Genomic DNA, 26,608 nt, shown 5'->3' with positions numbered 1-26,608 from the left:
GCGGAGGGGGGGAGCCACAAGGCGACGCGCCGCACCGACTGCGGCAGCGGCGGGAGTCCGATCTCGTGGGTGAGCATGGCCGGTCCTTTCGCGTCAGGTCGGCGGCGAAAGGTATCCGCGGACGCTGACGGCGCCAGCAAAAACGGCAATCTCAGGTTGCCGATCTTCACATATGATTAACGCTAACGGCCTGCCCGGGGTGTCGGTCCGCAAATGGATGCGACGAACGCCGCAGGCGGCGCGCCGCGGCCGTCCAGCCCAAACAGCGCGCGCGGCGACCGAGAACGACGGCGGGAGATCGTCGGCGATCCTCCGGCGATCAGAACGGAATGTCGTCGTCCATCGTGTCGCTGAACCGGCCGCCGCCTGCGGCCGCGGGAGCCGGCTGGCGGCGCTCGGACGGGCTCGAACGGCCGAAGCTGTCCCCTCCGCCGCCGCCCTCATAGGCGTCGTCCCCGCCGCCGCCACGGCCGTCGAGCATCGCGAGCTCGCCGCGATAGCGCTGCAGCACGATCTCGGTGGAGTATTTCTCGACGCCGGAGGCGTCGGTGTATTTGCGGGTCTGCAGCTGGCCTTCGACGTAAACCTTCGAGCCCTTCTTCAGATAGCTCTCGGCCACCTTGGCGAGGTTCTCGTTGAAGATCACCACCTGGTGCCACTCGGTCTTCTCGCGGCGCTCGCCGGTCTGCTTGTCGCGCCACTGCTCCGAGGTCGCGATGCGCAGATTCACCACGGGCTCGCCGGAGTTCAGGCGACGCACCTCGGGGTCCTTGCCGAGATTGCCGACAAGAATGACCTTGTTGACGCTGCCTGCCATCGTGGGTTCTCCCAAATTTCGAGGGCGCACCTTATCCCCGGAGCCGCCCGGGGTCGCGCGCCGATGTCGCCTTGTCCACAATCGGCCGGTCGGCCATGTTCCTGTTTGTCGGCCGATGGGCTGGCCTTTTTGTTCTTTTTATGTTCTCTAGCATGCGCGGCTGGGGCTCACAAGCGCGCTCTTGATCCGGCCGACCGCGACACGACCTAGAGCGCTGCGACCGGCGGCCCTCCCCGCCCTTCGGGACGATTTGACATGGCGAAAGCGACGACGCGGACCGCGAAACCGGCCTCGCGCGCGGCGAAGGCCGACGCGCCGCCGCCGCGCGCCGTCACGACTGGAGGGAAGGCTTCGGCCGCAGCGCTGGAGGCTGCGTTCGACAAGGCCGCCGAGCGCCTGCCGAACCATGGCCGCGACGCGCGCATGATCTCGATCCGCGGAGCGCGCGAGCACAATCTCAAGAATGTGGACCTCGACATCCCGCGCGACCGGCTGGTCGTGTTCACGGGTCTTTCGGGTTCGGGCAAATCCTCGCTCGCCTTCGACACGATCTACGCCGAAGGCCAGCGCCGCTATGTCGAGAGCCTCTCGGCCTACGCCCGCCAGTTCCTCGAGATGATGCAGAAACCGGACGTCGACCAGATCGACGGCCTGTCGCCCGCGATCTCGATCGAGCAGAAGACCACGTCCAAGAATCCGCGCTCGACCGTCGGCACCGTCACCGAGATCTACGACTATATGCGCCTGCTCTGGGCGCGCGTCGGCATCCCCTATTCGCCCGCCACCGGCCTGCCGATCGAGAGCCAGACGGTCAGCCAGATGGTCGACCGGCTGAAGAGCCTGCCCGAGGGCTCGCGGCTCTATCTGCTCGCGCCCGTGGTCCGCGGCCGCAAGGGCGAGTACCGCAAGGAGATCGCCGAATTCCAGAAGAAGGGCTTTCAGCGCCTCAAGGTCGATGGCGCCTATCACGAGATCGCCGAAGCCCCGGCGCTGGACAAGAAGCTCAAGCACGACATCGACGTGGTGGTGGACCGCGTGGTGATCCGCGGCGACGTCTCCTCGCGCCTCGCCGACAGCCTGGAGCAGGCTCTCCACCTCGCCGACGGCATCGCGATCGCGGAGTTCGCCGACCAGACCGACGAGCACGGGCAGCCGAAGCGGCTGACCTTCTCGGAAAAGTTCGCCTGTCCCGTCTCGGGCTTCACCATCTCCGAGATCGAGCCCAGGCTGTTCTCCTTCAACAACCCCTTCGGCGCCTGCCCGGCCTGCGACGGCCTCGGCACCGAAATGAGCGTCGACCCGAACCTCGTGGTCCCGGACGGCGGCCTGTCGCTCCGCAAGGGCGCGATCGCGCCCTGGGCGCGCTCGACCTCGCCCTACTACTTCCAGACGCTCGACGCCCTCGCCAAGCATTTCGGCTTCTCGCTGACCAAGCCCTGGGCGGACCTGCCGGAGAAGGCGCGGAACGTCATCCTCTACGGCTCCGGCGACGACAAGGTGCGCTTTGTCTATGACGACGGCCTGCGCTCCTATGAGACGGTCAAGACCTTCGAGGGCGTGGTGGTGAATCTCGAGCGGCGCTGGAAGGAGACCGACAGCGACTGGGCGCGCGAGGAGATCGGCCGCTACATGTCGGACGTCGCCTGCCTCGCCTGCGCGGGCTACCGGCTGAAGCCGGAGGCGCTCGCGGTCCGCGTGGCCGACCGACATGTCGGCCAGGCCTCCGAACTCTCGGTGAAGGCGGCGCACGCCTGGTTCGAGGACCTGCCGAACCATCTGAGCGACAAGCAGAACGAGATCGCCTTCCGGATCCTGAAGGAGATCCGCGACCGGCTGCGCTTCCTGGTCGATGTCGGGCTTGACTATCTGACGCTGTCGCGCGGCTCGGGGTCGCTGTCGGGCGGCGAGAGCCAGCGCATCCGGCTCGCGAGCCAGATCGGCTCCGGCCTCACCGGCGTGCTCTATGTGCTCGACGAGCCCTCGATCGGCCTCCACCAGCGCGACAACGCCCGCTTGCTCGGAACGCTCGAGCGGCTGCGCGACCTCGGCAACACGGTGATCGTGGTCGAGCATGACGAGGACGCGATCCGGCTCGCGGACTACGTGGTCGACGTCGGGCCGGCCGCCGGCGTGCATGGCGGCGAGATCGTCGCGCACGGGACGCCGGCGGACATCATGGCGTCGCGGGAGAGCCTGACGGGCCGGTATCTGACGGGCGAACTCTCGGTGCCGGTCCGCGAGAAACGCCGGCCTTTCAATCCGAAGAAGACGCTGAAGGTGGTGGGCGCGCGCGCCAACAATCTGAAGGACGTGACCGCCGAGGTGCCGCTCGGCCTGTTCACCTGCGTCACCGGCGTCTCGGGCGGCGGCAAGTCGACCCTGCTGATCGACACGCTGTTCAAGGCCGCGGCCCGGAAACTCAACGGCGCGAACGAGAATCCGGGCCCCCACGAGCGCATCGAGGGCTTCGAGGCGCTCGACAAGGTGATCGACATCGACCAGTCGCCCATCGGCCGCACGCCGCGCTCGAACCCGGCGACCTATATCGGCGCCTTCACGCCGATCCGCGAATGGTTCGCCGGGCTGCCGGAGGCCAAGGCGCGCGGCTACATGCCGGGCCGCTTCTCGTTCAACGTGAAGGGCGGCCGCTGCGAGGCGTGTCAGGGCGACGGCGTCATCAAGATCGAGATGCACTTCCTGCCCGACGTCTACGTCACCTGCGACGTCTGCAAGGGCAAGCGCTACGACCGCGAGACGCTGGAGGTGCTCTACAAGGGCAAGTCGATCGCCGACGTGCTCGACATGACGGTCGAGGAGGCGGCGGCGTTCTTCAAGGCGGTGCCGTCGATCCGCGAGAAGATGGAGACGCTGGCGCGGGTCGGGCTCGGCTACGTCAAGGTCGGCCAGCAGGCCACGACGCTCTCGGGCGGCGAGGCGCAGCGCGTGAAGCTGTCGAAGGAGTTGTCGCGGCGCGCCACGGGGCGCACGCTCTACATCCTCGACGAGCCGACCACCGGCCTGCATTTCCACGACGTCGCCAAGCTGATGGAGGTGCTGCACGAACTCGTCGACCAGGGCAACACGGTTACGGTGATCGAGCACAATCTCGAGGTCATCAAGACCGCCGACTGGATCCTCGACCTCGGCCCCGAGGGCGGCGACGGCGGCGGCCGCATCGTGGCCACCGGAACGCCCGAACAGATCGCCGCCGCCAAGGGCAGTCACACCGGCGCCTTCCTGAAGGAAGTGCTGGAGCGGCGCCCGCTCAAGGGCGGCCTGAAGGACGCCGCGGAATAGGCGCAACTTTGCGGCACGCCTAATTCTGTGGCGCCGCAACAGACTTTGGCGAGGGGCGATCTTCGGAAGCTCTTTCCGAGAGAATGAACGCCCTTCAAGACACGCCGGGGCGTTAACCGGCCGTTAGCCGGGCATGACAGGCGCGCATTGCAGCATTGCCTGCCTAAGCCTAACGCAGCACCGCCGACTCTCCCTATATCTCGCCCATCGAAACTCGGCGGCCCCGACATTCCCGCGCATGAGGCGCGAGCCGCAAGACCGCCGTCCGGACTGGACTGAAGACAATGCTGCTCTCTTTCCTCCTGAAGAAGTATCGCGCCTGGAGGACCTATCGCGCCACCGTCACCGCGCTCGCCTCGCTCGACGACCGCTCGCGCGCCGACATCGGCGTCTCCTGGCTCGACATCGAGTCGGTCGCCCGCCGCGCGGCCCGCGCCGCGTGAAGTCCGGCTCCACGGACTGCTGAGAAGCCCCGGCCCCGCCGGGGCTTTTTCTTTTGGCCGAAGCCGTCGTTGCCCTCCCTGTCGCGTGACACTACGGTCCCCGCCTATGACCACACCCGTCCATGTCGTCGGCGGCGGCCTCGCGGGCAGTGAGGCTGCCTGGCAGCTCGCAGAGGCGGGTTTTCCCGTCGTGCTGCACGAGATGCGGCCCGTGCGGGGCACCGACGCCCATCACACCGACGCGCTCGCCGAGCTCGTCTGCTCCAACTCGTTCCGCTCCGACGACGCCGAGCAGAACGCCGTCGGCCTGCTGCATCAGGAGATGCGCGCGCTCGGCTCGCTGATCATGGCCTCGGCCGACGCCCATCAGGTGCCGGCTGGCGGCGCGCTCGCGGTCGACCGCGTCGGCTTCGCGGAGGCCGTGACAGCGGCGCTCGAGGCGCATCCGCTGGTGACGATCGCGCGCGGCGAGGTCGCGGGCCTGCCGCCGGCCGACTGGGACAGCGTGATCGTGGCCACCGGCCCACTCACCTCCCCGGCGCTCGCGAAGGCCGTCCAGGAGCTCACCGGCGAGGGCGAGCTCGCCTTCTTCGACGCCATCGCGCCGATCGTCCATGCCGACACGATCGACATGTCGGTCGCCTGGCGGCAGTCGCGCTATGACAAGGTCGGGCCCGGCGGCACCGGCGCGGACTACGTCAACTGCCCGATGACCCGCGAGCAGTACGAGGCCTTCGTGGCGGGGCTGGTCTCGGGCGACAAGGTCTCGTTCAAGGAGTGGGAGGCCTCGACCCCCTATTTCGACGGCTGCCTGCCGGTCGAGGTGATGGCTGAGCGGGGGCCGGAAACGCTGCGCCACGGGCCGATGAAGCCCATGGGGCTGACCAACGCCCACAAGCCGGACGAGAAGCCCTACGCCGTGGTCCAGCTCCGGCAGGACAACGCGCTTGGCACGCTGTTCAACATGGTCGGGTTCCAGACCAAGCTCCGGCACGCCGAACAGGTCCGGCTGTTCCGCACCATTCCGGGGCTCGAACAGGCCGAGTTCGCGCGGCTCGGTGGGCTCCACCGCAACACCTATCTCAACGGCCCGAAGCTGCTCGACGGCGCGCTGCGGCTGAAGGCCGAGCCCAGGCTGCGCTTCGCCGGCCAGATCACCGGCTGCGAGGGCTATGTGGAGAGCGCGGCCACCGGCCTGCTGGCCGGGCGCTTCGCGGCCGCGGAGCGGCACGGCGCGGCGCTCGCTCCGCTCCCGGCCACCACGGCGCTCGGCGCGCTGCTCGGCCACATCACCGGCGGCCATCTCTTTTTCGAGGGCGAGGGTCCGCGCAGCTACCAGCCGATGAACGTCAATTTCGGGCTGTTCCCGCCGGTCGAGGGGCCGATCCGGGCGCCCGACGGGTCGCGGGTCCGCGGGGCCATGAAGGCGCAGGCCAAGAAGCGCATGCTGACCGACCGCGCCCGCGCAGACCTCGCGGCGTGGCTCGCGGGCCAGCCGACGGCGGTCGCGGCCGAATGAGCGAGACGATCGAGGATCTGGTGCTGCGGCTCGCGCGCGAGCGCGGCGCCGGCAAGACGATCTGTCCGACCGAGGCCGCCAAGGCGGCGGCCCAGCAGCGCGGCGAGGAGGACTGGCAGGGCCGGCTTCCCGCGGTCAAGGCGGCCGCAGTGCGGCTTGCGAAGCGCGGCGGCGTCGCGATCTACCGCAAGGGAAAGCCGGTCGACCCGGAGGATTTCAAGGGCGTCTACCGGATCGGACTGCCTGACGCGGCCTCCTGAAATTCAGCCCGCCAGCTGCGCCGCGAGGGCCGAGCGGTCGATGAGCGACCACACCTCCGCGATGCGGCCGTCGCGGAACTCGTAGAAGACGTGTTCGCAGAACGACACGCGCTTGCCGCTGGGCTCCAGTCCGAGAAACGTCCGTTGCGGCGTGCATTCGAACAGAAGGCGGCAGGCGACCCTGTCGCCCGAAGCGACCAGCAGCCGGATGTCGAACCAGAGGTCCGGGATCGCGGCGACGGCTTCGGCGATCAGGTCCTGGTAGCCGGCCCGCGTCAGCCGCTCGCCATTGTAGACGACCTCGTCGTGGACGAAGTCCTCGAGCTCGTGGACGCGCCGATCGTTAAGGCGGGCGATGTAGCGCCGGTAGCGCTCTTCGAGCTCCGAGCCCGTCATCGTTCCGCTCCCCCTCTCGGCGCGTCGCCGTCACACCACCATCTGGTTGCCGAGTTCGACCACCCGGCCTGCGGGGATACGGAAATATTCGGTGGCGTCGTAGGACTGCCGCACCAGCCCGATGAACAGATGGTCCTGCCAGAGCGGCATGCCGACGCTGGCCGAAGCGCGGAATGAACGGCGTCCGACAAAGAACGACGTCTTCATCATGTCGAAGGGCAGGCCGAGCTCCTTGGCCTGGGCGAGCGCCCGGGGCAGGTTCGGATCCTCCATGAAGCCGTAAAGCACCTCGAGCGTCGCGAAATCCTCCGACACCCGGTTCAGCGAGATCCGCTCGCTGTCGCGTATCGTCGGCTGGTTGGTGGTGTGCACCGTCAGGATGACGTTCCGCTCGTGCAGCACCTTGTTGTGCTTGAGGTTGTGGAGCAGCGCCGGCGGCGTGATCTCGGGCGACGACGTCAAGTACATGGCCGTGCCCTTCACCCGCGTCGCAGAGGAGGTCGACATCGATTTGGCGAACTCCTTGAGCGGGATCGCCTCGCGTCGGATGCGACCCTCGACGAAGCGCACGCCGCGGATCCAGGTCCACATCAGCACCACCATGGCGGCGCCGAGCATCAGCGGGATGTAGCCGCCATCCTTGATCTTCAGCATGTTGGCGCTGAGGAACGTCACGTCCACGATCAGGATCGGCACCATCATGCCGAGCGCCACCGGCCAGCCGAGCTTCCAGGATTTCGCGATCACGACGGTTGCGAGCAGGCTCGTCATGATCATCGTGCCGGTGACCGCGATGCCGTAGGCGGCCGCGAGGCGGCTCGAGGTCTGGAAGGTCAGCACCAGCAGCAGCACGCCGGCCAGCATCAGCCAGTTGACCTTCGGCATGTAGATCTGGCCGTGCTGGGTCTCGGAGGTGTGCTGCACCTCCAGGTGCGGCAGCAGGCCGAGCTGCATGGCCTGACGGGTCAGCGAATAGGCGCCGGAGATCACCGCCTGGCTCGCGATCACGGTCGCGACGCAGGCGAGCAGGACGAGCGGCAGGCGGCCCCATTCCGGCGCCATCAGGAAGAACAGGTTCTCGATCGCCTCCGGATGCGAGACGGCGAGCGCCGCCTGGCCGAGATAGTTGATCATGAGCGAGGGCAGCACCAGGCCAAGCCAGGCGGTGCGGATCGGACCGGGGCCGAAATGGCCCATGTCGGCGTAGAGCGCCTCGGCGCCCGTCACCGCGAGGAAGGTCGCGCCGAGCACCACGAAGCCCAGGAACTTGTGCTCGATTAGGAAGAGCAGCGCGTGCCACGGATTGAGGGCCGCGAGCACCGCCGGCGCGTCCATGATGTGGACCGCGCCGAGCGCGGCCAGCGTCAAAAACCAGACCACGGTGATCGGCCCGAAGAAGGCCGCGACCCTGCCGGTGCCGAAGGACTGCATGGCGTAGAGCGCCACGATGATCAGCAGCGTCATCGGCAGCACGTATGGCGCGAAGGCGGGGCTCGCGACCTTGAGGCCCTCGGCCGCCGACAGCACCGACACGGCCGGCGTGATGATGGCGTCGCCGTAGAACAGCGCGGCGCCCACCACGCCGAGCGCGGTGAGGGGAACCGTCGCCCGGCCCATCGCCTCCTGGGCGAGCGCCATGAGCGACAGCGTCCCGCCCTCGCCATGGTTGTCGGCGCGCAGCAGGATCATGACGTATTTGTAGGTGACGACGACGATCAGCGCCCAGATCAGCAGCGAGGTGATCCCGATCACCTCCTCGAGGCTCGCGCGGTGCCCGAGATGCAGCAGCGACTCGCGCATCGCGTAGAGCGGGCTGGTGCCGATGTCGCCATAGACGACTCCGACGCTGCCGATGGTCAGCGTCCAGAAGCCGTGACGCTCGTCATGGACCTCGGCCGCCTGGGCGGCGCTAGCCCCATGCGTGCCGCTCGCGCCCACCCGGCCCCCGCCCCGCGGCGGAGCGGAAGGCGCCGGCTCGATCGCCACGCCTCGGTCGGAGTCAGTCGTCATTGAGAGCCTTGCGCGGCGTCGCCGCAACGGAGCCTGGAAGCGCCCTCGCCATCGGAGCGCAGGTTTATCTGTGGCCTCTCAGGGCCTCGGCAACGGGTCGTCGACATAGCCGAGCAGCCAATAGCTCACAAGCCCGACCCATTCGCGCAGGGCGACGTCGGTTCGCCGCAGTCCGGCCGACACCGACATGAACGGCCTCGCAGCGTCCTCCGGACCGCGCGTGCGGTAGTCGACGGGCCACGGCTCGACCTTGAAGCCGACGCGGCGGAACGTCCCGATCGCCCGGGGCATATGATAGGCCGAGGTCACCAGCAGCCAGCGTTCGCCCGTGACCGGCGTCACCAGGTCGCGGGTGAAGCGCGCATTCTCGACCGTGTTGCGCGACCGGCCCTCGAGCGTCAACCGAGCCTTATCGATCCCGAAGCTCTCGAACATGCGGGCCGCGAGGTCGGCCTCGGTCGCGCCGTCGAACACGACCGTGCCGGAGCCGCCCGAAAACACGATCCGCGCGCCGGGGAAGCGACTCGCGAGTTCGGCGACGGCGGTCATGCGCTCTGCGGCCTCCGTCAGCGCGATCTCGCGCCGAGCGCCCGCCACGACCGTGTCGAAGGAGCCGCCGAGCACGATCACGCCGGCCGGCGGCGGATCGGCCGCAGCCCGCGGGAAGCGTTCCTCGAGGGGAATGAGCAGAAGGTTGGCGACCGGCGACAGGCCAAGGACGCCGAAGCCTACGATCGCCGCCGCCATCATCCCTATCCCGGTCCCGCGCGCGCCCGCGGCCGCCGCGACGGCCCCGGCCGCTCCGAGCAGGAACAGGACGTTCGAAGGCGCGGCCAAGAAGCCTAGAACCTTGGACAGGACAAAATACATCTGCGCCGCGCTCCTGCCGCACTCTAGGGCGCCCCTCTATCGGGAGGAAACCGACGCCCGCCCAGAAAGGCCGGATGTCCTTGATCGTCTCGACGTTTTGTTCACGAGATCGAGATAATCTCCGGCGCTTGCGGCGATCATCATCGCGACGAGGACCTCGAATTTGTCGCCCACCCTCGCAGAGTGCCTCAGCCGGCCGAGCAACGATCTCGCCGCCGTGCGGATCCTCGCCGCGACCGCGGTGCTGCATGCGCATGCCTGGATCACCTCGACGCCGGGCGTGAAAACCGCGGACTTCGTCCACGTCTTCGCCTTCACGCTGGATTTCCACGGCGTCCACGCCTTCTTCATCCTGTCGGGCCTGCTGCTGACCCGCAGCCTGATCGAACGTCCGGACATTCTGCGTTTCGTGATCGCCCGCCTTGCACGCTACGTGCCGGCGATCTTCGTCGCCGCCCTGTTCGCGGCGCTGGCGATCGGGCCGATCGTGACCCGGCTCGGCCATGCCGAATATTTCTCGGGCGGGCTCGCGGGCTTCGTGCTCGCGGTGACGACGCTCGCCGACGTCAACGCGACGCTGCCGGGCGTGTTCGACCGCAATCCGGAGCCGGGCATCATGTTCGTGCCGCTCTGGACGATCCATTACGAGCTGGTCTTCGCCATCGCGCTCGCGGCGCTTGGCGCGATGGGGCTGCTGAAGATCAAGCCGTTGGTCGCGTTCGGGCTCGTCGCGACGCTCGCGGTCAACGTCGTGTGGTTCTGGAACGGCGAGCAGTATCTCCAGCTCGGCACGCCGCATCACCTCGTGAGGTTCTGCTCGACCTTCGGCACCGGCATCGCGATGGCGGTCTTCGCCGACCGCATCCCGGTGTCGAACTGGATCCTGCTTGGCGTGGCGGCCGTCGCGATCCCCCTCGCCTTCACGCCCTTCGCGGCGATCGCGGGCATGATCCTGATCGCCTATGCGATCGTCTGCCTCGGCTTCTGCGGCGGCCCGGTCGCCGCCCCGTTCGCGAAGCTCGGCGTGTGGTCCTACGGCTTCTACGTCTGGGGCTATCTGATCGAGCAGACCATCGTCTACGCCGCGCCCGGCTGGTCGGCCTGGAGCGTCCTGGCGCTCGCCTTCCCGCTCTCTCTTGTCGCGGGATGGGTCTCCTGGGAGTTCGTCGAGCGTCCCTCGATCGCCCGCGTCAGCGCGACGACCTCGGCGATCCGCCGGATGTTCGGCGTCGCCGGGCGGCGGCCCAAGCCGACGGTCCCCGTCGGGCGCGACTGACCGCGACGCGATCTCCCCCGGGAGGCCACGCTCCGACGCGGAGACCGCGACGCTCGCTTCGCCGCTCCGCCGAGGGCGCGCCGGCGCGTCCGCGGCGCTGTCCGCCGCGGCGTCGACCTCAGCGATGAAGGGGATTTTGTCTGGCGCGCGGGCGCGCGTAGTCCGGCGGTCAGACCGCCGGTTCGATCGCCTCGCCTTCGCCCTTCTTCTTCGGGTTCGGGTTCGCCTTGCGGATCTTCTTGCGGGCCGTGCGGACGCGCTTCTTGAGCACCGCGACCTCTTCCTCGAGCGCCGCGATCTTCGACGCCATCTCGTCGAGCCTGCTTTCCGTCAGATCGGTCATTTCGAACTCCTCTAGGCGTTTCTGGAGCGATACCGATCACGCCGCGCCTGTTTCGGCAAGACGCAACGTCGCCAAAGATCCATTTGATAGCCGGCGCGAACCTGCGGCGCCTCGCCGCAAAGACGCGGCGCTGGCGGCGCGGCGCCGCGGGCCGGTCAGAGGCCCGCCGCGGCGAACCGCTTGAATGACGCGACGTCGCCCATGAAGACGTTCTGATCGACATTGCCGGTCACGCCCGAGACGCGGCCGGTCGCGGTGTGCTGCCAGAACGAGTAAGCGCGGGAGGGATGATATTTCAGGCTCGGATGGCCCGCGACGCTGCGCAGCCAGAAATGATAGCCGGGGAACGCGCCGACCAGCCGGTCGCGGTGGAAGTCGACGCTCGAATAGATCATCGGGCGCTTGCCATAGTGTTTCTCGATGATCCTGAGGAAGGTCGACATCTCGCGATGGACCTCCTCGACCGGCGGCCGGCGCTTGCAGCTCGGCGACAGGTGGTTCCATTCCATGTCGAGCACGACCGGCAGCGCGTTCGGATCGGCGGGCACGTTCCTGATGAACCAGGCGGCCTGCTCGGCGCCGGTGCGGCAGAAATAATAGAAATGGTAGGCGCCGCGCGGCACGCCCGCGGCCTTCGCGCCGGCCCAGTTCTCGGCGAAGCGGTCGTCGATGCGGTCGCCGCCCTCGGTCGCCTTGATATAGGCGAAGGACACGCCCGAGGCGCGCACCGACGCCCAGTCGACGGAGCCCTGGAACTTCGAGACGTCGATGCCCTTGATCGCGTGATCGTCCGGCGTGGTGACGACGCCCGTCATCGGAGACGTCACGCCGACGCCGGTCTCGATCTCGGTCGTCAGAGCGGTCCGCTCGAGCGGCACGTCGCCCGCCACCGTCGAGCAGGCGCTGAGCGCGAATGCGGCGAGAAGCGCCGCTGCGGCGCCCACGCCCTTGAGGCGCTCGCCGGGTCCCCCGTGTCGCATATCCCCGAACGCTCCCTAAGATCAGCGCGCCTGCACATTACCGCAAAAAGCGGCTGAGCTCCATTACTGACGCGCGACCATCGCGGTCTGCACGCGATGCTGCAATTCCGCGGCCGCGACCGCGTCCCGCTTCGCGGTGTCGGTCGGCGTGGACACCACCGCCAGAAGCGCGCCGGTCAGGCCAGCGAACACCACGCAGCCCATAAGCCGGGCGAGCATCGGTTCGATCATCCTGAAATCTCCTGCGTGATCCTTCAGTCGCGCGCAGGCTATCTCTCGAACTGTCGCCAAAGCGTTAACCGGCCGGTCACCATGTTTTCCCCGACCGGCGTCCCTCGGGGCGGTCCGCGCTGCGGATCACTTGCCGATGCCGAACCACCAGGTGGCGAGGCCGAGGAAGGAGAAGAACCCGACGGTGTCCGTGACCGTGGTCAGGAAGACGCCCGACGCGACGGCGGGATCGGCCTTGAGCCTTTCGAGCGTCAGCGGGATCAGGATGCCGAACAGGCCGGCGAAGACGAGGTTGGTCACCATCGCGCAGCCGATGATCACGCCGAGCTGGGCGTTCTGGAACCAGAAGCCGGCGGCGCAGGCGATGACGAGCGCGAGCACGACGCCGTTGGCGAGCCCGACCAGCGTCTCGCGTCGGATCAGCCGGCGCGCGTTGCGTCCGCCGATATCCTGGGTGGCGAGGGCGCGGACCGCGACCGTCATGGCCTGGGTACCGGCGTTGCCGCCCATCGAGGCGACGATCGGCATCAGCACCGCGAGCGCGACCATCTGCTCGATGGTCGCCTCGAACAGCCCGATGACGCTCGCCGAGAGGATCGCGGTCAGGAGATTGACGAGCAGCCACGGGATGCGGCTGCGGGCGGTGTAGAACACCGGATCCGAGATCTCCTCGTCGCCCGTGACGCCGCCCAGCGCGCGGAGGTCCTCGTCCGCCTCCTCCTCGATCACGTCGACGATGTCGTCGACGGTCAGCACGCCGACGAGGCGCTCCGCCTCGTCCACCACGGCGAGCGAGACGAGGTTGTAGCGCTCGAACATGCGCGCCGCGTCTTCCTGGTCCTCGGTCGCCGCGATGGTGCGGGGATCGTCTTCCAGGATTTCGGACAGATGCTTGCTGCGGCGCGCCCTGAGCAGCCGGTCGAGCGGCACCGAGCCCACCAGCTTGTAGGTCGGGTCGACGACGAAAATCTCGTAGAAGGTGTCGGGGAGCTCCTCGGCGTCGGCGACGTAGTCGATGGTGTGGCCCACGGTCCAGAATTCGGGCGCGGCCACGAACTCGGTCTGCATCCGGCGGCCGGCCGAGTCTTCCGGGTAGTCGAGGCTGCGCGTGAGCGCGATGCGCTCCGGCGCAGGGATCTGCTCCAGAATCTTGGCGCGCTCGGCCTCGTCCAGGTCCTCGAGGATGTAGACCGCGTCGTCGGATTCGAGCTCGCGCACGCCCTCCGCGACGGTCTCGGGCGGCAGCTCCTCGAGCAGCTGCACGCGCACGGTCTCGTCGACCTCGGTCAACGCCGCGAAGTCGAAATCCTTGCCGAGCAGCTCGACGAGCTTCGGGCGGTCCTCGGCCTCGAGGGTCTCGATCAGATCGCCGACGTCGGATTCATGGAGGTCGCCGGCGATCTCGCGGACGCGCTGCGAGTCGTTCGCGCTGATCGCGGCCTCGACGGCCTCGACGAAAGCCGTGACGAGCCGGCCCTCGTCGTCGCGAATCTCCGCGTCGGCCTCGACCTCGGGCGACGCGTCGCGCGTTTCGGCGTCTGCGGTCATGGCGCCCTCGGCGAGGTTCGATTGGCGGGAGTCGTCGCGGGTTTAGGCGCTTTGGGGTTGGGCGGCAACCGCCGAGGCGCAGGCGGGCGATCCCTCGCCCGCCTGCGCCTCCCTGGACATCTCCCAGCCGCCCGGAGTTAGCTCAAGCGCATGGCGGACCTCATCGATCCACGTCGCGGCGACATCGAGGACGACGCCTCGAGCACGAAGCTCTGGTCGATCGCCTCGCTCGCCGGCTGGGTGCTGGTCGAGATCAGCCTGCCGAAGCTGCTCCTGTCATGGTTGCTGCTGATCGGATTGCCGTGCGCGCTTCTCGGCGCGGCGCCGCTCGTCGTCACCGCCTGGTGGTCGACCACCTCGCGAAGCGCCGCCGAAGCCCTCGGGGGACTGCTTCCGCTATTGGTCCTGGCAGGCCTGATCACACTCGCCCTCGTCGGAGCGAGGCCGGCGTTCCGGCTTGCGGAACAGAGCTTCTGGTCGCTGAACGCGCTCGCCGTCCAGCCAAGCTTCGTGCTTTGCCGAGAAGGACTTCGCCATTTCGTCGGGCGACGCCTGTCGCTCTATTTCCGGCGCGACGGCGCCCGCGTCGGGCGGGTGACGGCGCTCGCGGCCGCCGTCCTGATGTCGCTCGCCTCGGGCGCGGCCGCCTATCTCGCCTGGCCGCACTCCCGCTGGATCGGCTCATGGGCGGATCTGATCGCGCCCGCGTCCCTGATCGTGGCGGCCCTCGCCAACAGCGTGGTGCTGTTCGGCGTCTACGTGGCGTTCGCCTCGCTCGTGTGGGGCACCGCGGATGCGGCGATGGACCAGCCGGTCGGCCTCGATCGCCACGACCCCGAGCCGGGCGGCAAGGTCTGGCGGGTCGCGCATCTGTCGGACCTCCACACCATCGGCGAGCGCTTCGGCTTCCGGATCGAGAGCGGTCGGTCCGGACCACAGGGCAATGAACGGGTCGCCCAGACGCTCGCGGCGCTCGCCCGCGTGGACGCCGAAGAACGGCTCGACCTCGTCCTCTTCACCGGCGACATGACGGACGCGGGCCGGTCGGCCGAATGGGCCGAATTCGTCGAGGCGCTCGACCGCTTTCCGGGGCTTCGCGACCGCGCCCTGCTGCTTCCCGGCAACCACGACGTCAACGTGGTCGACCGGGCGAACCCGGCCCGGCTCGACTTGCCATTCTCGCCCGGCAAGCGGCTGCGGCGCCTGCGGACTCTGGCCCTTCTCGCCAAACTCCAGGGCGAACGCGTGCATATCGGCGGATCGTCCAAACGCGATCAGGCCTCGCTTTCGGCATGGCTGGCGCCGCACGCGTCAGCGGTGAGGACCTTCATCCGCACCGGCCGCGGCAAGCGCGCCGCCGACATCCGCTCACTCTGGGACGAGGCTTTTCCGATGACGCTCGACCCCGATGGGCCGGACGGGCTCGGCGTCGTCCTGCTCAACTCCAACGCCGACACGCATTTCTCCTTCACCAATGCGCTGGGCCTGATGCCGGCGGAGCAGGAGCGCAGGCTCGCCGCCATCATGAGGGCGCGGCCCGACGCGTGCTGGATCGTGGCCCTGCACCACCATCTGCTGGAGTATCCAAGGCCGACGCGTTCATTGTCCGAGCGGATCGGCACCGCCCTGATCAACGGCAGCTGGTTCCTGCGCCAGCTCAAGCCCAACGCGCACCGGCTCATCGTCATGCACGGCCACCGGCATGTCGACTGGACCGGGCGCTGCGGCGGCCTGCGCATCGTCTCCGCGCCCTCTCCCGTCATGGGAGAACCCTATTTCTACATCCAGAGATTGGCCGTGAAGGACGGAAGGCTGGCCCTCCTCAAGCCGCAGCGGGTCGACCTGCCGGAGCAGGGAGCACGGAGCGCGGCGCCCATCGAGCAGCCGGAACTCGCCGTCGTCTGAGAGCGGCGGCGAGACGAATCGGGCCAAGCGCGGTCTCGCCGCAAACGAAAACGGCCCGCTCGAGGCGGGCCGTTTCCATGATCGGAGGTCCGGACCGGAAGTCCGTACGATCAAGGGAGTTCAGGCGCTGGTGCGGTCGAGAAGACTCGAACTTCCACGGGTTGCCCCACAGCGACCTCAACGCTGCGCGTCTACCAGTTCCGCCACGACCGCGGCGGCGGTGCTGATAACAAATCGACTTGGCGACCACAAGCGCGATCGGCGCGGCGCCTCGGCTCAGGCCGCGTCGACAGCCTCCCGATCCGGCGCCCCTTCGTCCTGAAGCCGCTCGGTCCGGCCCTTCTGGTCGCGCGGCAGCATGTCGGTGATCTCGACGCCGATCCGGTCGCCATTGACGAACACCGTCCCGCGGGCGATCGGATGGTCGTTGGCGAGCAGGGTGACGGCGGAGTCCTCGTTCGCGCCAAGTGCGATCACCGCGCCGCGGCCCATGCGCAGGAGCTGGTGGATCGGCATGGCGGCGGCGCCCAGCACGACGGACAGCTCGAGATTGACCTTGTCGATCTGCGGCACGAACTACCGTCTCCCGCGGCGCTCCAGACGCGGCGCCGTCTCGAGATGACGAGAACACGGACAGGGTTAATCCATGGTTGACCGAGGGGCCCTTGCCCTAGCCTTGGCCCGCGACCGTCTCGCGCAGAGTTTCGCCGGAGCGTCCGGCGCGGCGCCGGTCGAATGGCGGGTCAACGACGCGCCCGTGGGCTACGAGACCGCCGTCGCCGAAATGGAGGCGAGGGCCGCGGCGATCGCGGACGGCGCCGCCGCTGAGCTCGTCTGGCTGCTCGAGCACCCGCCGCTCTACACCGCCGGCACGAGCGCGAAGCCCGCCGACCTCGTCGAGGCGGACCGCCTGCCGGTGTTCGCGAGCGGCCGCGGCGGCCAGTACACCTATCACGGCCCCGGCCAGCGCATCGCCTATGTCATGCTCGACTTGAAAAGCCGCAGGCCGGACCTGCGAGCCTATGTGGCTTCGCTCGAAGCTTGGCTGATCGCGACGCTCGACCGATTCGGCGTGACCGGGGAGCGGCGGGAGGACCGCGTCGGCGTCTGGGTGCGGCGCCCCGAGCGCGGCGCGGGGTCAGAGGACAAGATCGCGGCGATCGGCGTCCGGGTGCGGCGCTGGGTGACGCTGCACGGCGCAAGCCTCAACGTCGAGCCGGACCTGTCGCACTATCAGGGCATCATCCCCTGCGGCGTGCGGGACCATGGCGTGACCAGCCTCGCCGATCTGGGACGGGTCGTCTCCGTGCCCGAGGTCGACATGGCGCTGCGCGAGACGTTCGAGGAGATTTTCGGAGCGACGCGCGAGAGTGAGGCGCCGCCGTCATGTCCCGGCCTTGAGCCGGGATCCATCCGGCGCGACGGCCTCTAACGCAACGGACCCAACGCCGTTCGATCGGCCACGACTGAGTTCAATGGGTCCCGGCTCAAGGCCGGGACATGGCGGAGCGTTCGACGCTCACCCGTCGTCGGCGATCTCGACCCCGTCGCGCTTCGGCAAATCGTCCTCGTCCGCGGCCGAGCGCGTCACCTTCTCGACCTTCGCGTTCGGCGGCCCGGCGAGGCAGGCCTCCGCGAAGGCGTCGAGTCTCTCCTTCGGGCCCGCCAACACCGCCTCGACCGACCCGTCGCCCATGTTCCGGACGAAGCCGCGCAGCCCGAGCCCCTCGGCGTTCGCCTGCGCCCATTTGCGGTAGAACACTCCCTGCACGAGGCCGGTGACGCGAAAACGTTCGACGGTGTCGCTCATCGGCGCTCACATGGGCGCAGGCCGACGGCCGGCAACCCTCACTCGAACTCCAGAATCACCGCGTCGACCGCGAGGCTGTCGCCGGCCTTGGCGTTGATCTTGGCGACCACGCCGTCGCGCTCGGCGCGAAGGACGTTCTCCATCTTCATCGCCTCGACCACCGCGAGCGTCTCGCCGGTCTTGACCTCCTGCCCCTCCTCGACCGCGATCGAGACCACCAGGCCCGGCATCGGGCAGAGCAGCTGCTTCGAGGTGTCGGCGACCTGCTTCTCGGGCATCAGCGCGTAGAGCTCGGCGATGCGGGCGCCGTGGACGCGGGCGTAGACCGCGACGCCGCGATGGGCGAGGTCATAGCCGTAGTTCTTCGCCTTGCGGACCTGCGCCGCGATCTCGACGCCGTCGATCGTCCCGCGCCAGACCGGCTCGCCCGGCCGCCAGTCCGTCACAACGCGCTGCAGCCGCGTCTCGCCGCCCTGGTCGTCCAGCGTGCGGACCAGCACGGCGTCGCCCTCGGCCGAGGTCTCGACCCGCGTGGGCTCGCCGTCGAGCAGCACGGTGCGCAGTCGCTCCTTGGTGGCGGCGCCCGCGCGCAACTGATTGCTGATCAGCCGGCGGCGCTCCATCACCATCCAGTCGATCTGCGCCGCGATCGCGACCAGCGCGGCCGCGACCTCGCCCTCCGCCTTGCGCGGGGCGAAACCGTCCGGGAATTCTTCCGCGATGAAGCCGGTCGAGAGGTTCCCCATCCGCCAACGGGGATGCTCCATCAGGGCGGTGAGGAACGGGATGTTGTGCTGGATGCCGTCGATCCCGAAGGCGTCGAGCGCCCTGCCCTGCGCTTCGATCGCCGACAGCCGGTCCGGGCCATGGGTCACGAGCTTGGCGATCATCGGATCGTAGTGCAGCGAGATCTCGCCGCCCTCGACCACGCCGGTGTCGTTCCGGACCGTGATGCCGTCCCTCTGCTCCTCGGCCGGCGGCCGGTAGGCGGTCAGCCGGCCGATCGACGGCAGGAAGTTGCGATACGGGTCCTCGGCGTAGATCCGGCTCTCGACCGCCCAGCCGGTGAGCGTGACGTCCTCCTGCCTGATCTTCAGCTTTTCGCCGGCCGCGACCCGGATCATCTGCTCGACCAGGTCGACCCCGGTGACGAGCTCGGTCACCGGATGCTCGACCTGGAGGCGCGTGTTCATCTCGAGGAAGTAGAAGCTCTTGTCCTGCCCCGCGACGAACTCCACCGTGCCGGCCGAATCATAGCCGACAGCCTGCGCCAGCGCGACCGACTGCTCGCCCATCGCGCGGCGGGTGGCCTCGTCGAGCAGCGGCGACGGCGCCTCCTCGACGACCTTCTGGTTGCGGCGCTGGATCGAGCATTCGCGCTCGCCGAGATAGATGACGTTGCCGTGCTTGTCGCCCAGCACCTGGATCTCGACATGGCGCGGATTGACGATGAACTTCTCGATGAACACTCGGTCGTCGCCGAACGACGACTTCGCCTCCGACTGCGAGGCGCGGAAACCTTCCGCCACGTCGGCGGCGGAGTGCGCGATGCGCATGCCCTTGCCGCCGCCGCCGGCCGAGGCCTTGATCATCACCGGATAGCCGATCTCGTCGGCGACCTTCACGGCCTCCTTGGCGTCCTTGATCACGCCGAGATTGCCCGGGACAGTCGAGACCTTGGCCTTGGCGGCCGCCTTCTTGGACTCGATCTTGTCGCCCATGGCCTCGATGGCCTTGGGGTTCGGGCCGATGAAGACGATCTTGTTATTGGCCAGCGCCTCGGCGAAGGCGGCGCGCTCGGACAGGAAGCCGTAGCCCGGATGCACGGCCTCGACCTTGGTCTCCTTGGCCGCCCGGATGATGTTCTCGATGACCAGGTAGGACTGGGCGGCGGGCGGCGGGCCGATATGGACGGCCTCGTCGGCCATCTCGACATGCAGCGCGTCCTTGTCGGCGTCGGAATAGACCGCGACCGTCCCGATCCCCATCCGGCGCGCCGTCTTGATCACGCGGCAGGCGATCTCGCCGCGGTTGGCGATGAGGATCTTCTTGAACATCGGAACGAGAAACTCCGGGGAACGCCTCGGGCGTCCCGGTCAGGACGAAGGCGGATCAGACGTCCGTGTTTAGGGGAGAGCCGGCGCCCGCGCCACTGTTCGAAGGACGGAGTGCGGCGCAGCAACACGCCGTCGCAGCGTGACGCTCACTCCTCCTTCTTCCCCGGATAGACCGGCGGACCGAGGTGCGGGGACATCAGCGCGCCGCGGGCGGTGCGGCGGAACTGGGTGCGGACGCGCCAGGGGCCGCAGACGAGGGAAAAATAGTCGAACGGCCCCTGCACCTCGTTCGACATGATGAACTGGAAATGCAGGCGGAACAGGTTGAGCCGCCGCTTCAGTTCGTCGATCGTGCCCTGCTTCAGCATCTTGGTGAGGAAGGCGCGGCGGAAGGTCGGGTTCGGCCGGTCGGCGGGCGCGTCGAGGCCGAGCTCCTCGACCGGGTCGCGGTTCGGGAAGTTGATCAGGTCCCACGGCCCGTAGACCTCAGCCCAGAACAGCGTCGGCTCCATGGCGATCCGCTTCAGCCGGTCCCGGAACCAGCCGGCGGCCGGATGGAGCGCCACCAGAAGCTCGGTCGCGCCGACGGTGAGCAGCGCGAGCGCCGGGCGGCCGCGGCCGAGGTCCGGGTCAGCCTCGTAGGCGCGCGCCATCGCGTCGATGGCGATGAAGCTGCCGCTCGAATGGCCGACCACCATCACCTCGTCGACGTCGGAGCGCGCCTTGACCTGGCGGATGCGGGCCGCGAAGGCGTCGACCCGCCGCTCGAGCTCAGGGCACTGGCGGCGGATGTAGTGGCGCTGCGAGCGGCCGTCGTCGATCAGGTGAATGACGTAGCTGCCGGCGCGCCTCAGCGCCGCCATCACGCCGAGCGCGCCCGCGAAGGCGACGAGCGCGCCGATGACGAAGGCCGCGCTCCCGGGAGCGCCGACCAGTCCAGCGAAAAAGGCGACGAACGCGCCGAACGCGGCGGCCAGCAGTCCCGCTCCGAGGAAGGCGCAGACGGGATAGATCCAGACGATCGCGCACCAGGGCGAGGCGCGCGCGACCCGGAAGAGCTGGCCCGACGCCAGCGAGTCGAACAGCGTCTTGAAGCCCCGGAGAATTTTCACCGGCAGCGGCGTCGCGAAATCCTGCGCGACGATGTCGTCCCAGCGCAGGGTCTCGTAGGTGACCTCGACGCGCGCGTCGCCTGCGGTCACCACCCCTTTCCAGCCGACGCTCGGCGTGGCCGGGTCGCCGATCGCTTCGGGCGCGATCTCGACCCGCGCATCCCAAAGCTTGCCGAAGCGCCGGAGCTCGAGCGCCGCGAGGCGGCGGTAGAGCTGCGGATCGCGGGGGTCGTAGCCGGGGACGTAGAGCACGTGCCGGCGCCGGACTTCCTGGCGCGACGGCTCGGCGCCGAGTTCGCCGCGCCGCGGCGCATGCGCGCCGAGATCGTCGGCGTCGCCGGTCCGGATCGGAGCACCTTCAGTGAGCGCCATGAACAAAGCTCATGTCACGCCTGCGCGTCCGTGTCCAAACGCCCGGAAAAGCCCCGCGAGGAGGTTAGGCCCGCGGCGCGCGCTAGACAACCGCCGCCCGGCGCGCCTCTCGGGCGCGGCCGCGCGGCTCGAGCGCCGCGGAGAACTCCGCCTCGACGACGTCGCACGCCTTGGCGATGACGTCCTCCTTCGAGGTCGCGGCCGCGATCCGCGCGCAGCGTTCGGCGACGAGCGGCGAGGACAGAAGCGTCCTCAACGCCGTGGCGGCGCGACGCCCGTTGAAATGCGAGCGGGAGAGCGACAAGCCGGCGCCGAGCCGCCGGACGCGGACCGCGTGGTCGAACTGGTCGAAGCCGAGCGGCGAGATGAGCTGCGGGACGCCCGCCGCGAAGGCCATCGCGACGGTCCCGACGCCGCCATGATGGACGAGCGCCGCGCAGCGCGGCAGCACCTCGCTCAGCGGCGCGTAGCGCGAGAAGAACACCTGGTCCTCATGGCCCGAGGGAATGTCGAGCTCCTGATGCGACAGAACGAGGCAGCGCCTTCCGAGCTTGAGACAGGCCTCGATCGTAGCCCGGTAGACCGCGTCGCCGCCGAGCCGCCCCGACCCGAAGGTGATCGCGACGGGCTTTTCGCCGGCGTCCAGAAAGGCGTCCAGCCGCCGGTCGAGTCGGGCCGAGACCGCGCCGAACATGTCGGCGCGCGGGAAGTCGAGTTGCCTGGCGCTTTTCGGCCATTCCGGCTGGGGCGACGCGAACCAGCTCGGAAACAGCAGAAGCGTGAGCTGCGACGACTGCCACCAGGATCTGATCCTGCGCCTCGCCTTCAGGCCGATGGAGCGCCGGAACTCGTTGAGCCCCGGCAGGATCAGCGGAGCGATGAACTCGGTGTAGAGGCCGGTCTGCAGCCGCCAGCGAACCGCCTTGGGAAGCCATTTGGGGACGATGAGGTAGGGCGTGCGCGGAGGATCGTCGCGGCTGATGAACATGATCGGAGCGAGATGGACGGACACGATCGGCGCGCCCATCGTCTCCCGCACGATCCGCGCGCCCATCGCGAGCGCCGAGGCGATCACCAGGGTCTCGCCCGGGACATGATGCCTCGCGACGAAGTCGTGGGTCGGCTTGAGGAATTTCGGCAGGGCCGAGAACAGGCGCCGGGCGCCGTGGAACGGGCGCCAGAACTGAGGATGCTCGAAGAGCTCGGAATAGTCCTCGACGCTCATCAGCGGTTCGAAGTCGACGCCGGCGCGCCGGGCCGCCGCCTCGAAGGTCGCGGCGCTCGCAAGCGTCACATGGTGGCCGCGCCGGTCGAGCTCCGCCGCCATCGCGATGAAAGGCAGCACGTCGCCATAGGTGCCGATCGAAACGACCAAAATACGCATGAACCACCAAGCGGCCGCGAGATGCGGATTGATCGCGTGACGAGAAGATGACGGAAGACTCTGTCCGCCTCGCTCGCGCGCAATTCAAGCCCTTTTGATGCAATGCGGCAATGCGCGGGCTCGGCTTCGCGCAGTTCGGCCCGCGACGTGCTTAATCAGCCGCAGTCGGAGGTCTTTGGGCCTTGCGCTTCGGCCGCGCGCGGCGGATCGCCCGCTCGGCCGCGAACTCCGCCTCGATCTCGTCGCAGGCCCGGCCGACCGCGTCGTCGGCGCGCATGAGTTCCGAGACCTGCCGGCAGCTTTCCGCCACGGCAGGCGAGCTGATCAGCGCGGCGAGCGCGCGCGCGCCGCTTCGAGGGCCGAACCAGCGGCGGCTCACGGAGATCCCGCAACCGAGCCGGTGGAGGCGGTCGGCGTTGTCGAACTGGTCGAAGGCGAGCGGCACGACGAGCTGCGGCAGCCCCGCGGCGAAGCCCTGCGCCAATGTTCCGACGCCCCCGTGATGCACGAAGGCCGCGCAGCGCGGCAGCACCGCTCCGAACGGCGCATAAGGAACCACGATGGCGCGGCCGCGCATCGCGGGCCGAATCTCGACCGGCGTCGGCGACAGCACGAGGCAGCGGCGCTCCAAGCGTTCGCAGGCGTCGAGCGCCGCGCGATAGAGCTCCTCCCCGCCCCGCATCGCCGAGCCGAATGTGACCGCGATCGGCGTCTCCCCAGCGGCGAAAAACGCCTCGAGCGCTTCGTCGGGGCGGTCGTCGACATGGCCAAAGAGGTCGGCGCGCGGGAAGCCCCCCAGCCGCGCCTGGCCCGGCCAGTCGGCTTGGGGCGCGGCGAACCAGTCCGGCCACATCAGCAGCATGCGGCGCGGCGCGTTCCACCAGTGACGCAGCCGCTTGATCGGCTTCAGTCCGAGCTCGGCCCGGAAGGCGTTGAGCCGGGGCGTGACGGCGGGATCCACGAAATATTCGTCGACGCCCATCTGGAGGTCCCACCGGAAACGCGGCGGCAGCCAGGCGAGCGGCGGAAGCCCGGGCAGCCGCGGCGCCTCATGGCCGCTCTGCATCATCATCGGCGACAGATGCACGGTGATCAGCGGAACGCTCAGCGCGTCGTTTGCGACGCGCGCGCCGATCGCGAGCGACGAGGCGATCGCCATCGTCTCGCCCTTCAGCCGCCGGCGCGCGACGAAGTCGTGGACCGGCCGGATCGAGCGCTCGACGAAGCCCAGCAGCCGCCGCGCCCCGCGGATCGGCCGCCACAAATCGGCGTGCGCCAGCGCCTCGCGATACTCGGCCTCGGTCGCGAGCTGCTCGAATTCGAGCCCCGCCCGCCGCACAGCCGCGCCGAACGGCTCGGCGCTCCCGACCACGACGTCGTGGCCGCGCCGCTTCAGCTCCGCGCCGATCGCGACAAGCGGCAGCACATCGCCATGGCTGCCAAAGGCGCAGATCAGCGCGCGCATTGGTTCGTTCGCCGGCTCAGCGTCTCACAGCGGGATGTTGTCGTGCTTCTTCCACGGGTTCTCGAGGCGCTTGCCTCGCAGCATGGCGAGCGCGCGGGCGACGCGCTTGCGGGTCGAGCGGGGGTGGATGACCTCGTCGATATAGCCGCGCTCGGCCGCCACGAAGGGCGACATGAAACGGTCCTCATATTCCTTGGTCTTGGCCGCGATGCCGTCCGCGTCAGCGCCGCGGAAGATGATCTCGACTGCGCCCTTGGCGCCCATCACCGCGATCTGAGCGCTCGGCCAGGCATAGTTGACGTCGCCTCTGAGATGCTTCGAGGCCATGACGTCATAGGCGCCGCCGAAGGCCTTGCGGGTGATGACCGTGACCTTCGGCACCGTCGCCTCGGCATAGGCGAAGAGCAGCTTCGCGCCGTGCTTGATGAGGCCGCCATATTCCTGCGCGGTGCCCGGCAGGAAGCCCGGCACGTCCACGAAGGTCACGATCGGGATCTCGAAGCAGTCGCAGAAGCGCACGAAACGCGCGGCCTTGCGGCTCGCGTCGGAGTCCAGAACGCCGGCCAGCACCATCGGCTGGTTCGCCACGAAGCCGACGGTGCGGCCTTCCATGCGGCCGAAGCCCGTGACGATGTTCTTCGCGAAATCCGCCTGGATCTCGAAGAAGTCGCCCTCGTCGACGGTCTTCGCGAGCAGCTCCTTGATGTCGTAGGGCTTGTTCGGATTGTCCGGGATCAGCGTGTCGAGCGACAGGTCCTCGCGGTCGGCGTCGTCGAAGGAGGGCCATTCCGGCACGCCCTCGATGTTGTTGCCGGGCAGGAAGTCCATCAGCCGGCGCATGTCGACCAGCGCGTCGACGTCGTTGTCATAGGCGCCGTCGGCGATCGAGGACTTGGTGGTGTGGACCTTCGCTCCGCCGAGCTCTTCCGCCGTCACCGTCTCGTTGGTCACGGTCTTCACGACGTCCGGGCCTGTGACGAACATGTAGGAGCGGTCGCGCACCATGAAGATGAAGTCGGTCATGGCCGGCGAATAGACGTCGCCGCCCGCGCACGGGCCCATGATCACCGAGATCTGCGGGATGACGCCCGAGGCCAGCACGTTGCGCTGGAACACCTCGCCATAGCCGCCGAGCGCCGCCACGCCCTCCTGGATGCGCGCGCCGCCGGCGTCGAACAGGCCCACGACCGGCGCGCGGTTGCGGATCGCCATGTCCTGGATCTTCATGATCTTGTTGGCGTGCGCCTCGGAGAGCGACCCGCCGAACACCGTGAAGTCCTTGGCGAAGACAAACACCTTGCGGCCGTTGACCGTGCCCCAGCCGGTCACCACGCCGTCGCCGGGGATCTTTTGGCGTTCCATGCCGAAGTCGTTGGAGCGGTGCTCCACGAACATGTCGTATTCTTCGAAGGAGCCGGGATCGAGGAAGATCTCGAGCCTTTCGCGGGCCGTCAGTTTGCCGCGCGCGTGCTGCGCCGCGATGCGCTTCTCGCCGCCGCCGAGCCGGGCGGTGGCGCGGCGCTCTTCCAGCTCCTCGAGAATGTGCTTCACGTGCGGCGCCTCTTGCTCTCGGCTCAACTTACGAGCCGAGAGCCGTAACGCGCGCGCTGCGGCGCCGCAACGCCGACGAAGGGCCGAGGGATCAGCGGACCGCGGGGACCGGAGCGGGCCCCGTCGCCATCGCAGTCTTGCCCGCGGCGGCGGGCGCCGCGGGCTGCTTCGCGACCGGCGCGCGCTTCGGAGCGCCGGGCTTGGGTTTGGCCGCTGGAGCGGGCGCCGGGGGCGTCAACGCGGGAGCTTCCTCGGCGACGTCGACAGGCTCGCGCTTGCGCGCCTCGGTCGCGGCGGCCGTGCCGTAGACGCGCTCCATGACCACGGAGGCGAGCTTTTCGGCGAGTCGCTCGTCGACGGCGCCCTTGTCCTGGGTCGCGGCCATCACCGCCCCGACCACGCCGTTGATCGCCAGATTGTCGATCGCATCCGCCTCGAACTCGCCGTGCGGCCGCCCCGAGGCGGCGTCGATCACCGCGACCCGGGCCTTGACGTGGTTGGCGTCGCCGATCAGCAGCGAGGCCACCGGGTTCTTGTAGTTCAGGCGCTCGATCGAGATCCGGAGTTCCTTTGCGGCGCCGCTGCGGCCATAGCGCGTGGACTCGCGCATCGTCTCGGACCTGACCGCCTGGGCGATGCGGGTCGACGTGATCTTCGGGTCGGTCCGCACCTCGACCTTGCCCACATAAGACGGCTGCTCCGCCGGGATGAACGGCGGATGCGCCGCGCAGGCCGAAAGCGCGAGCGCAAGCGCGGCCGCGACGGAGAACTTCAGGAGAGTGAGGCGCATGTGGGTCAGGCCTTACGGGCGTTTCGTGAGCGCCCGATAACGACCGGCCGCGCGCGACTCGCCCATCCGGAGAACTACCTATCCGCGTATGGTCGCGAGCAATCGTTGCCCTTTTGCAACCGGTACGGCCGAGCGATCCCTCGAAGAGGGACGCTGTTCCTCCTCCCTCGGG

23 protein-coding genes and 1 tRNA gene are annotated in these 26,608 nt (G+C 68.9%); 7 read left to right on the top strand and 17 right to left on the bottom strand.

From position 1 onward, the window contains the following. Positions 1–319: 319 nt before the first annotated feature. Positions 320–817: a single-stranded DNA-binding protein gene (ssb, locus tag EK403_RS02545; protein ID WP_128775948.1), complete on the bottom strand. Its 498-nt coding sequence runs from the start codon at positions 815–817 to the stop codon at positions 320–322. Between the two features lie 255 nt (positions 818–1,072). Between ssb and uvrA the strand changes: the two genes are divergently transcribed. The 4 genes from uvrA to EK403_RS02525 all read left to right on the top strand — a co-directional run bounded on the left by uvrA (position 1,073) and on the right by EK403_RS02525 (position 6,336). Further along, complete coding sequence (gene uvrA / locus EK403_RS02540) at positions 1,073–4,114, top strand: excinuclease ABC subunit UvrA (protein ID WP_428979565.1); 3,042 nt, start codon at positions 1,073–1,075, stop codon at positions 4,112–4,114. 284 nt (positions 4,115–4,398) lie between these two features. Next, the gene (locus EK403_RS02535) at positions 4,399–4,557 is read left to right on the top strand and encodes a DUF1127 domain-containing protein (RefSeq protein WP_128775947.1); all 159 of its coding nucleotides are present in this window, start codon (positions 4,399–4,401) and stop codon (positions 4,555–4,557) included. A gap of 106 nt (positions 4,558–4,663) precedes the next feature. Beyond that, complete coding sequence (trmFO, locus tag EK403_RS02530) at positions 4,664–6,076, top strand: methylenetetrahydrofolate--tRNA-(uracil(54)-C(5))-methyltransferase (FADH(2)-oxidizing) TrmFO (RefSeq protein WP_128775946.1); 1,413 nt, start codon at positions 4,664–4,666, stop codon at positions 6,074–6,076. Further along, a complete protein-coding gene (locus tag EK403_RS02525; RefSeq protein ID WP_128775945.1) occupies positions 6,073–6,336 on the top strand; it encodes a DUF3253 domain-containing protein in 264 nt (87 codons plus the stop codon). The genes trmFO and EK403_RS02525 overlap by 4 nt, the downstream gene beginning before the upstream one ends. Positions 6,337–6,339: 3 nt before the next feature. On the opposite strand, the gene EK403_RS02520 is transcribed toward EK403_RS02525, so the two are convergent. The 3 genes from EK403_RS02520 to EK403_RS02510 form a co-directional block, all read right to left on the bottom strand. Next, on the bottom strand, positions 6,340–6,732 hold the full coding sequence (locus EK403_RS02520; RefSeq protein WP_128775944.1) for an ester cyclase: 393 nt from the start codon (positions 6,730–6,732) through the stop codon (positions 6,340–6,342). Between the two features lie 30 nt (positions 6,733–6,762). After that, positions 6,763–8,742 carry a potassium transporter Kup gene (locus tag EK403_RS02515; RefSeq protein ID WP_128775943.1) on the bottom strand — a complete coding sequence of 660 codons (1,980 nt, stop codon included), beginning with the start codon at positions 8,740–8,742 and terminating at the stop codon, positions 6,763–6,765. Between the two features lie 78 nt (positions 8,743–8,820). Further along, positions 8,821–9,612: a YdcF family protein gene (locus EK403_RS02510; protein ID WP_128775942.1), complete on the bottom strand. Its 792-nt coding sequence runs from the start codon at positions 9,610–9,612 to the stop codon at positions 8,821–8,823. A 163-nt stretch (positions 9,613–9,775) separates the two neighbouring features. Here EK403_RS02510 and EK403_RS02505 point away from each other — a divergent pair, with 163 nt between their 5' ends. Then, the gene (locus EK403_RS02505; RefSeq protein ID WP_128775941.1) at positions 9,776–10,888 is read left to right on the top strand and encodes an acyltransferase family protein; all 1,113 of its coding nucleotides are present in this window, start codon (positions 9,776–9,778) and stop codon (positions 10,886–10,888) included. Positions 10,889–11,057: 169 nt separating this feature from the next. Here EK403_RS02505 and EK403_RS22125 read toward each other — a convergent pair whose 3' ends face one another. From EK403_RS22125 to mgtE, 4 genes are all read right to left on the bottom strand, one after another. After that, complete coding sequence (locus EK403_RS22125) at positions 11,058–11,231, bottom strand: hypothetical protein (RefSeq protein ID WP_164919470.1); 174 nt, start codon at positions 11,229–11,231, stop codon at positions 11,058–11,060. Positions 11,232–11,386: 155 nt separating this feature from the next. Then, entirely contained in the window at positions 11,387–12,211 is an 825-nt protein-coding gene (locus tag EK403_RS02500; protein ID WP_128775940.1) for a glycoside hydrolase family 25 protein, read from the bottom strand. 63 nt (positions 12,212–12,274) lie between these two features. After that, on the bottom strand, positions 12,275–12,442 hold the full coding sequence (locus EK403_RS22120; RefSeq protein WP_164919469.1) for a hypothetical protein: 168 nt from the start codon (positions 12,440–12,442) through the stop codon (positions 12,275–12,277). A gap of 126 nt (positions 12,443–12,568) precedes the next feature. Then, positions 12,569–13,990, bottom strand: coding sequence for a magnesium transporter (gene mgtE / locus EK403_RS02495; protein ID WP_128775939.1), 1,422 nt, complete (start codon positions 13,988–13,990; stop codon positions 12,569–12,571). A 150-nt stretch (positions 13,991–14,140) separates the two neighbouring features. Here mgtE and EK403_RS02490 point away from each other — a divergent pair, with 150 nt between their 5' ends. Then, positions 14,141–15,895, top strand: coding sequence for a metallophosphoesterase family protein (locus EK403_RS02490; RefSeq protein WP_128775938.1), 1,755 nt, complete (start codon positions 14,141–14,143; stop codon positions 15,893–15,895). Positions 15,896–16,023: 128 nt separating this feature from the next. Here the strand turns inward: EK403_RS02490 and EK403_RS02485 are convergent. Together EK403_RS02485 and EK403_RS02480 are read right to left on the bottom strand one after the other, a co-directional pair. Beyond that, positions 16,024–16,108, bottom strand: a tRNA-Leu gene (locus EK403_RS02485). A gap of 63 nt (positions 16,109–16,171) precedes the next feature. Further along, positions 16,172–16,468 carry a FliM/FliN family flagellar motor switch protein gene (locus EK403_RS02480; RefSeq protein ID WP_128775937.1) on the bottom strand — a complete coding sequence of 99 codons (297 nt, stop codon included), beginning with the start codon at positions 16,466–16,468 and terminating at the stop codon, positions 16,172–16,174. Positions 16,469–16,541: 73 nt separating this feature from the next. On the opposite strand from EK403_RS02480, the gene lipB reads away from it, so the two are divergent. Further along, positions 16,542–17,327 (top strand): lipoyl(octanoyl) transferase LipB, encoded by a 786-nt coding sequence (gene lipB, locus EK403_RS02475; RefSeq protein ID WP_128775936.1) that lies wholly within the window; start codon positions 16,542–16,544, stop codon positions 17,325–17,327. 87 nt (positions 17,328–17,414) lie between these two features. On the opposite strand, the gene EK403_RS02470 is transcribed toward lipB, so the two are convergent. The 7 genes from EK403_RS02470 to EK403_RS02440 form a co-directional block, all read right to left on the bottom strand. Then, positions 17,415–17,705 (bottom strand): acylphosphatase, encoded by a 291-nt coding sequence (locus tag EK403_RS02470; protein ID WP_128775935.1) that lies wholly within the window; start codon positions 17,703–17,705, stop codon positions 17,415–17,417. Positions 17,706–17,743: 38 nt separating this feature from the next. Further along, positions 17,744–19,762: an acetyl-CoA carboxylase biotin carboxylase subunit gene (locus tag EK403_RS02465; RefSeq protein WP_128775934.1), complete on the bottom strand. Its 2,019-nt coding sequence runs from the start codon at positions 19,760–19,762 to the stop codon at positions 17,744–17,746. Positions 19,763–19,908: 146 nt separating this feature from the next. After that, entirely contained in the window at positions 19,909–21,246 is a 1,338-nt protein-coding gene (locus tag EK403_RS02460) for an alpha/beta fold hydrolase (RefSeq protein ID WP_128775933.1), read from the bottom strand. Between the two features lie 82 nt (positions 21,247–21,328). Beyond that, positions 21,329–22,630, bottom strand: coding sequence for a glycosyltransferase (locus tag EK403_RS02455; RefSeq protein WP_128775932.1), 1,302 nt, complete (start codon positions 22,628–22,630; stop codon positions 21,329–21,331). A 151-nt stretch (positions 22,631–22,781) separates the two neighbouring features. Beyond that, positions 22,782–24,095, bottom strand: a complete 1,314-nt coding sequence (locus EK403_RS02450) for a glycosyltransferase (protein ID WP_128775931.1) — start codon at positions 24,093–24,095, stop codon at positions 22,782–22,784. A 24-nt stretch (positions 24,096–24,119) separates the two neighbouring features. Beyond that, on the bottom strand, positions 24,120–25,646 hold the full coding sequence (locus EK403_RS02445) for an acyl-CoA carboxylase subunit beta (RefSeq protein WP_128775930.1): 1,527 nt from the start codon (positions 25,644–25,646) through the stop codon (positions 24,120–24,122). Between the two features lie 91 nt (positions 25,647–25,737). Then, positions 25,738–26,436 carry a hypothetical protein gene (locus EK403_RS02440; RefSeq protein ID WP_128775929.1) on the bottom strand — a complete coding sequence of 233 codons (699 nt, stop codon included), beginning with the start codon at positions 26,434–26,436 and terminating at the stop codon, positions 25,738–25,740. Between the last annotated feature and the right edge of the window lie 172 nt (positions 26,437–26,608).

Source organism: Hansschlegelia zhihuaiae, from assembly GCF_004103825.1.
In the GTDB taxonomy this organism is placed as follows: Bacteria; Pseudomonadota; Alphaproteobacteria; order Rhizobiales; family Methylopilaceae; genus Methylopila; species Methylopila zhihuaiae.
This window is presented reverse-complemented; position numbering and strand designations above follow the sequence as displayed.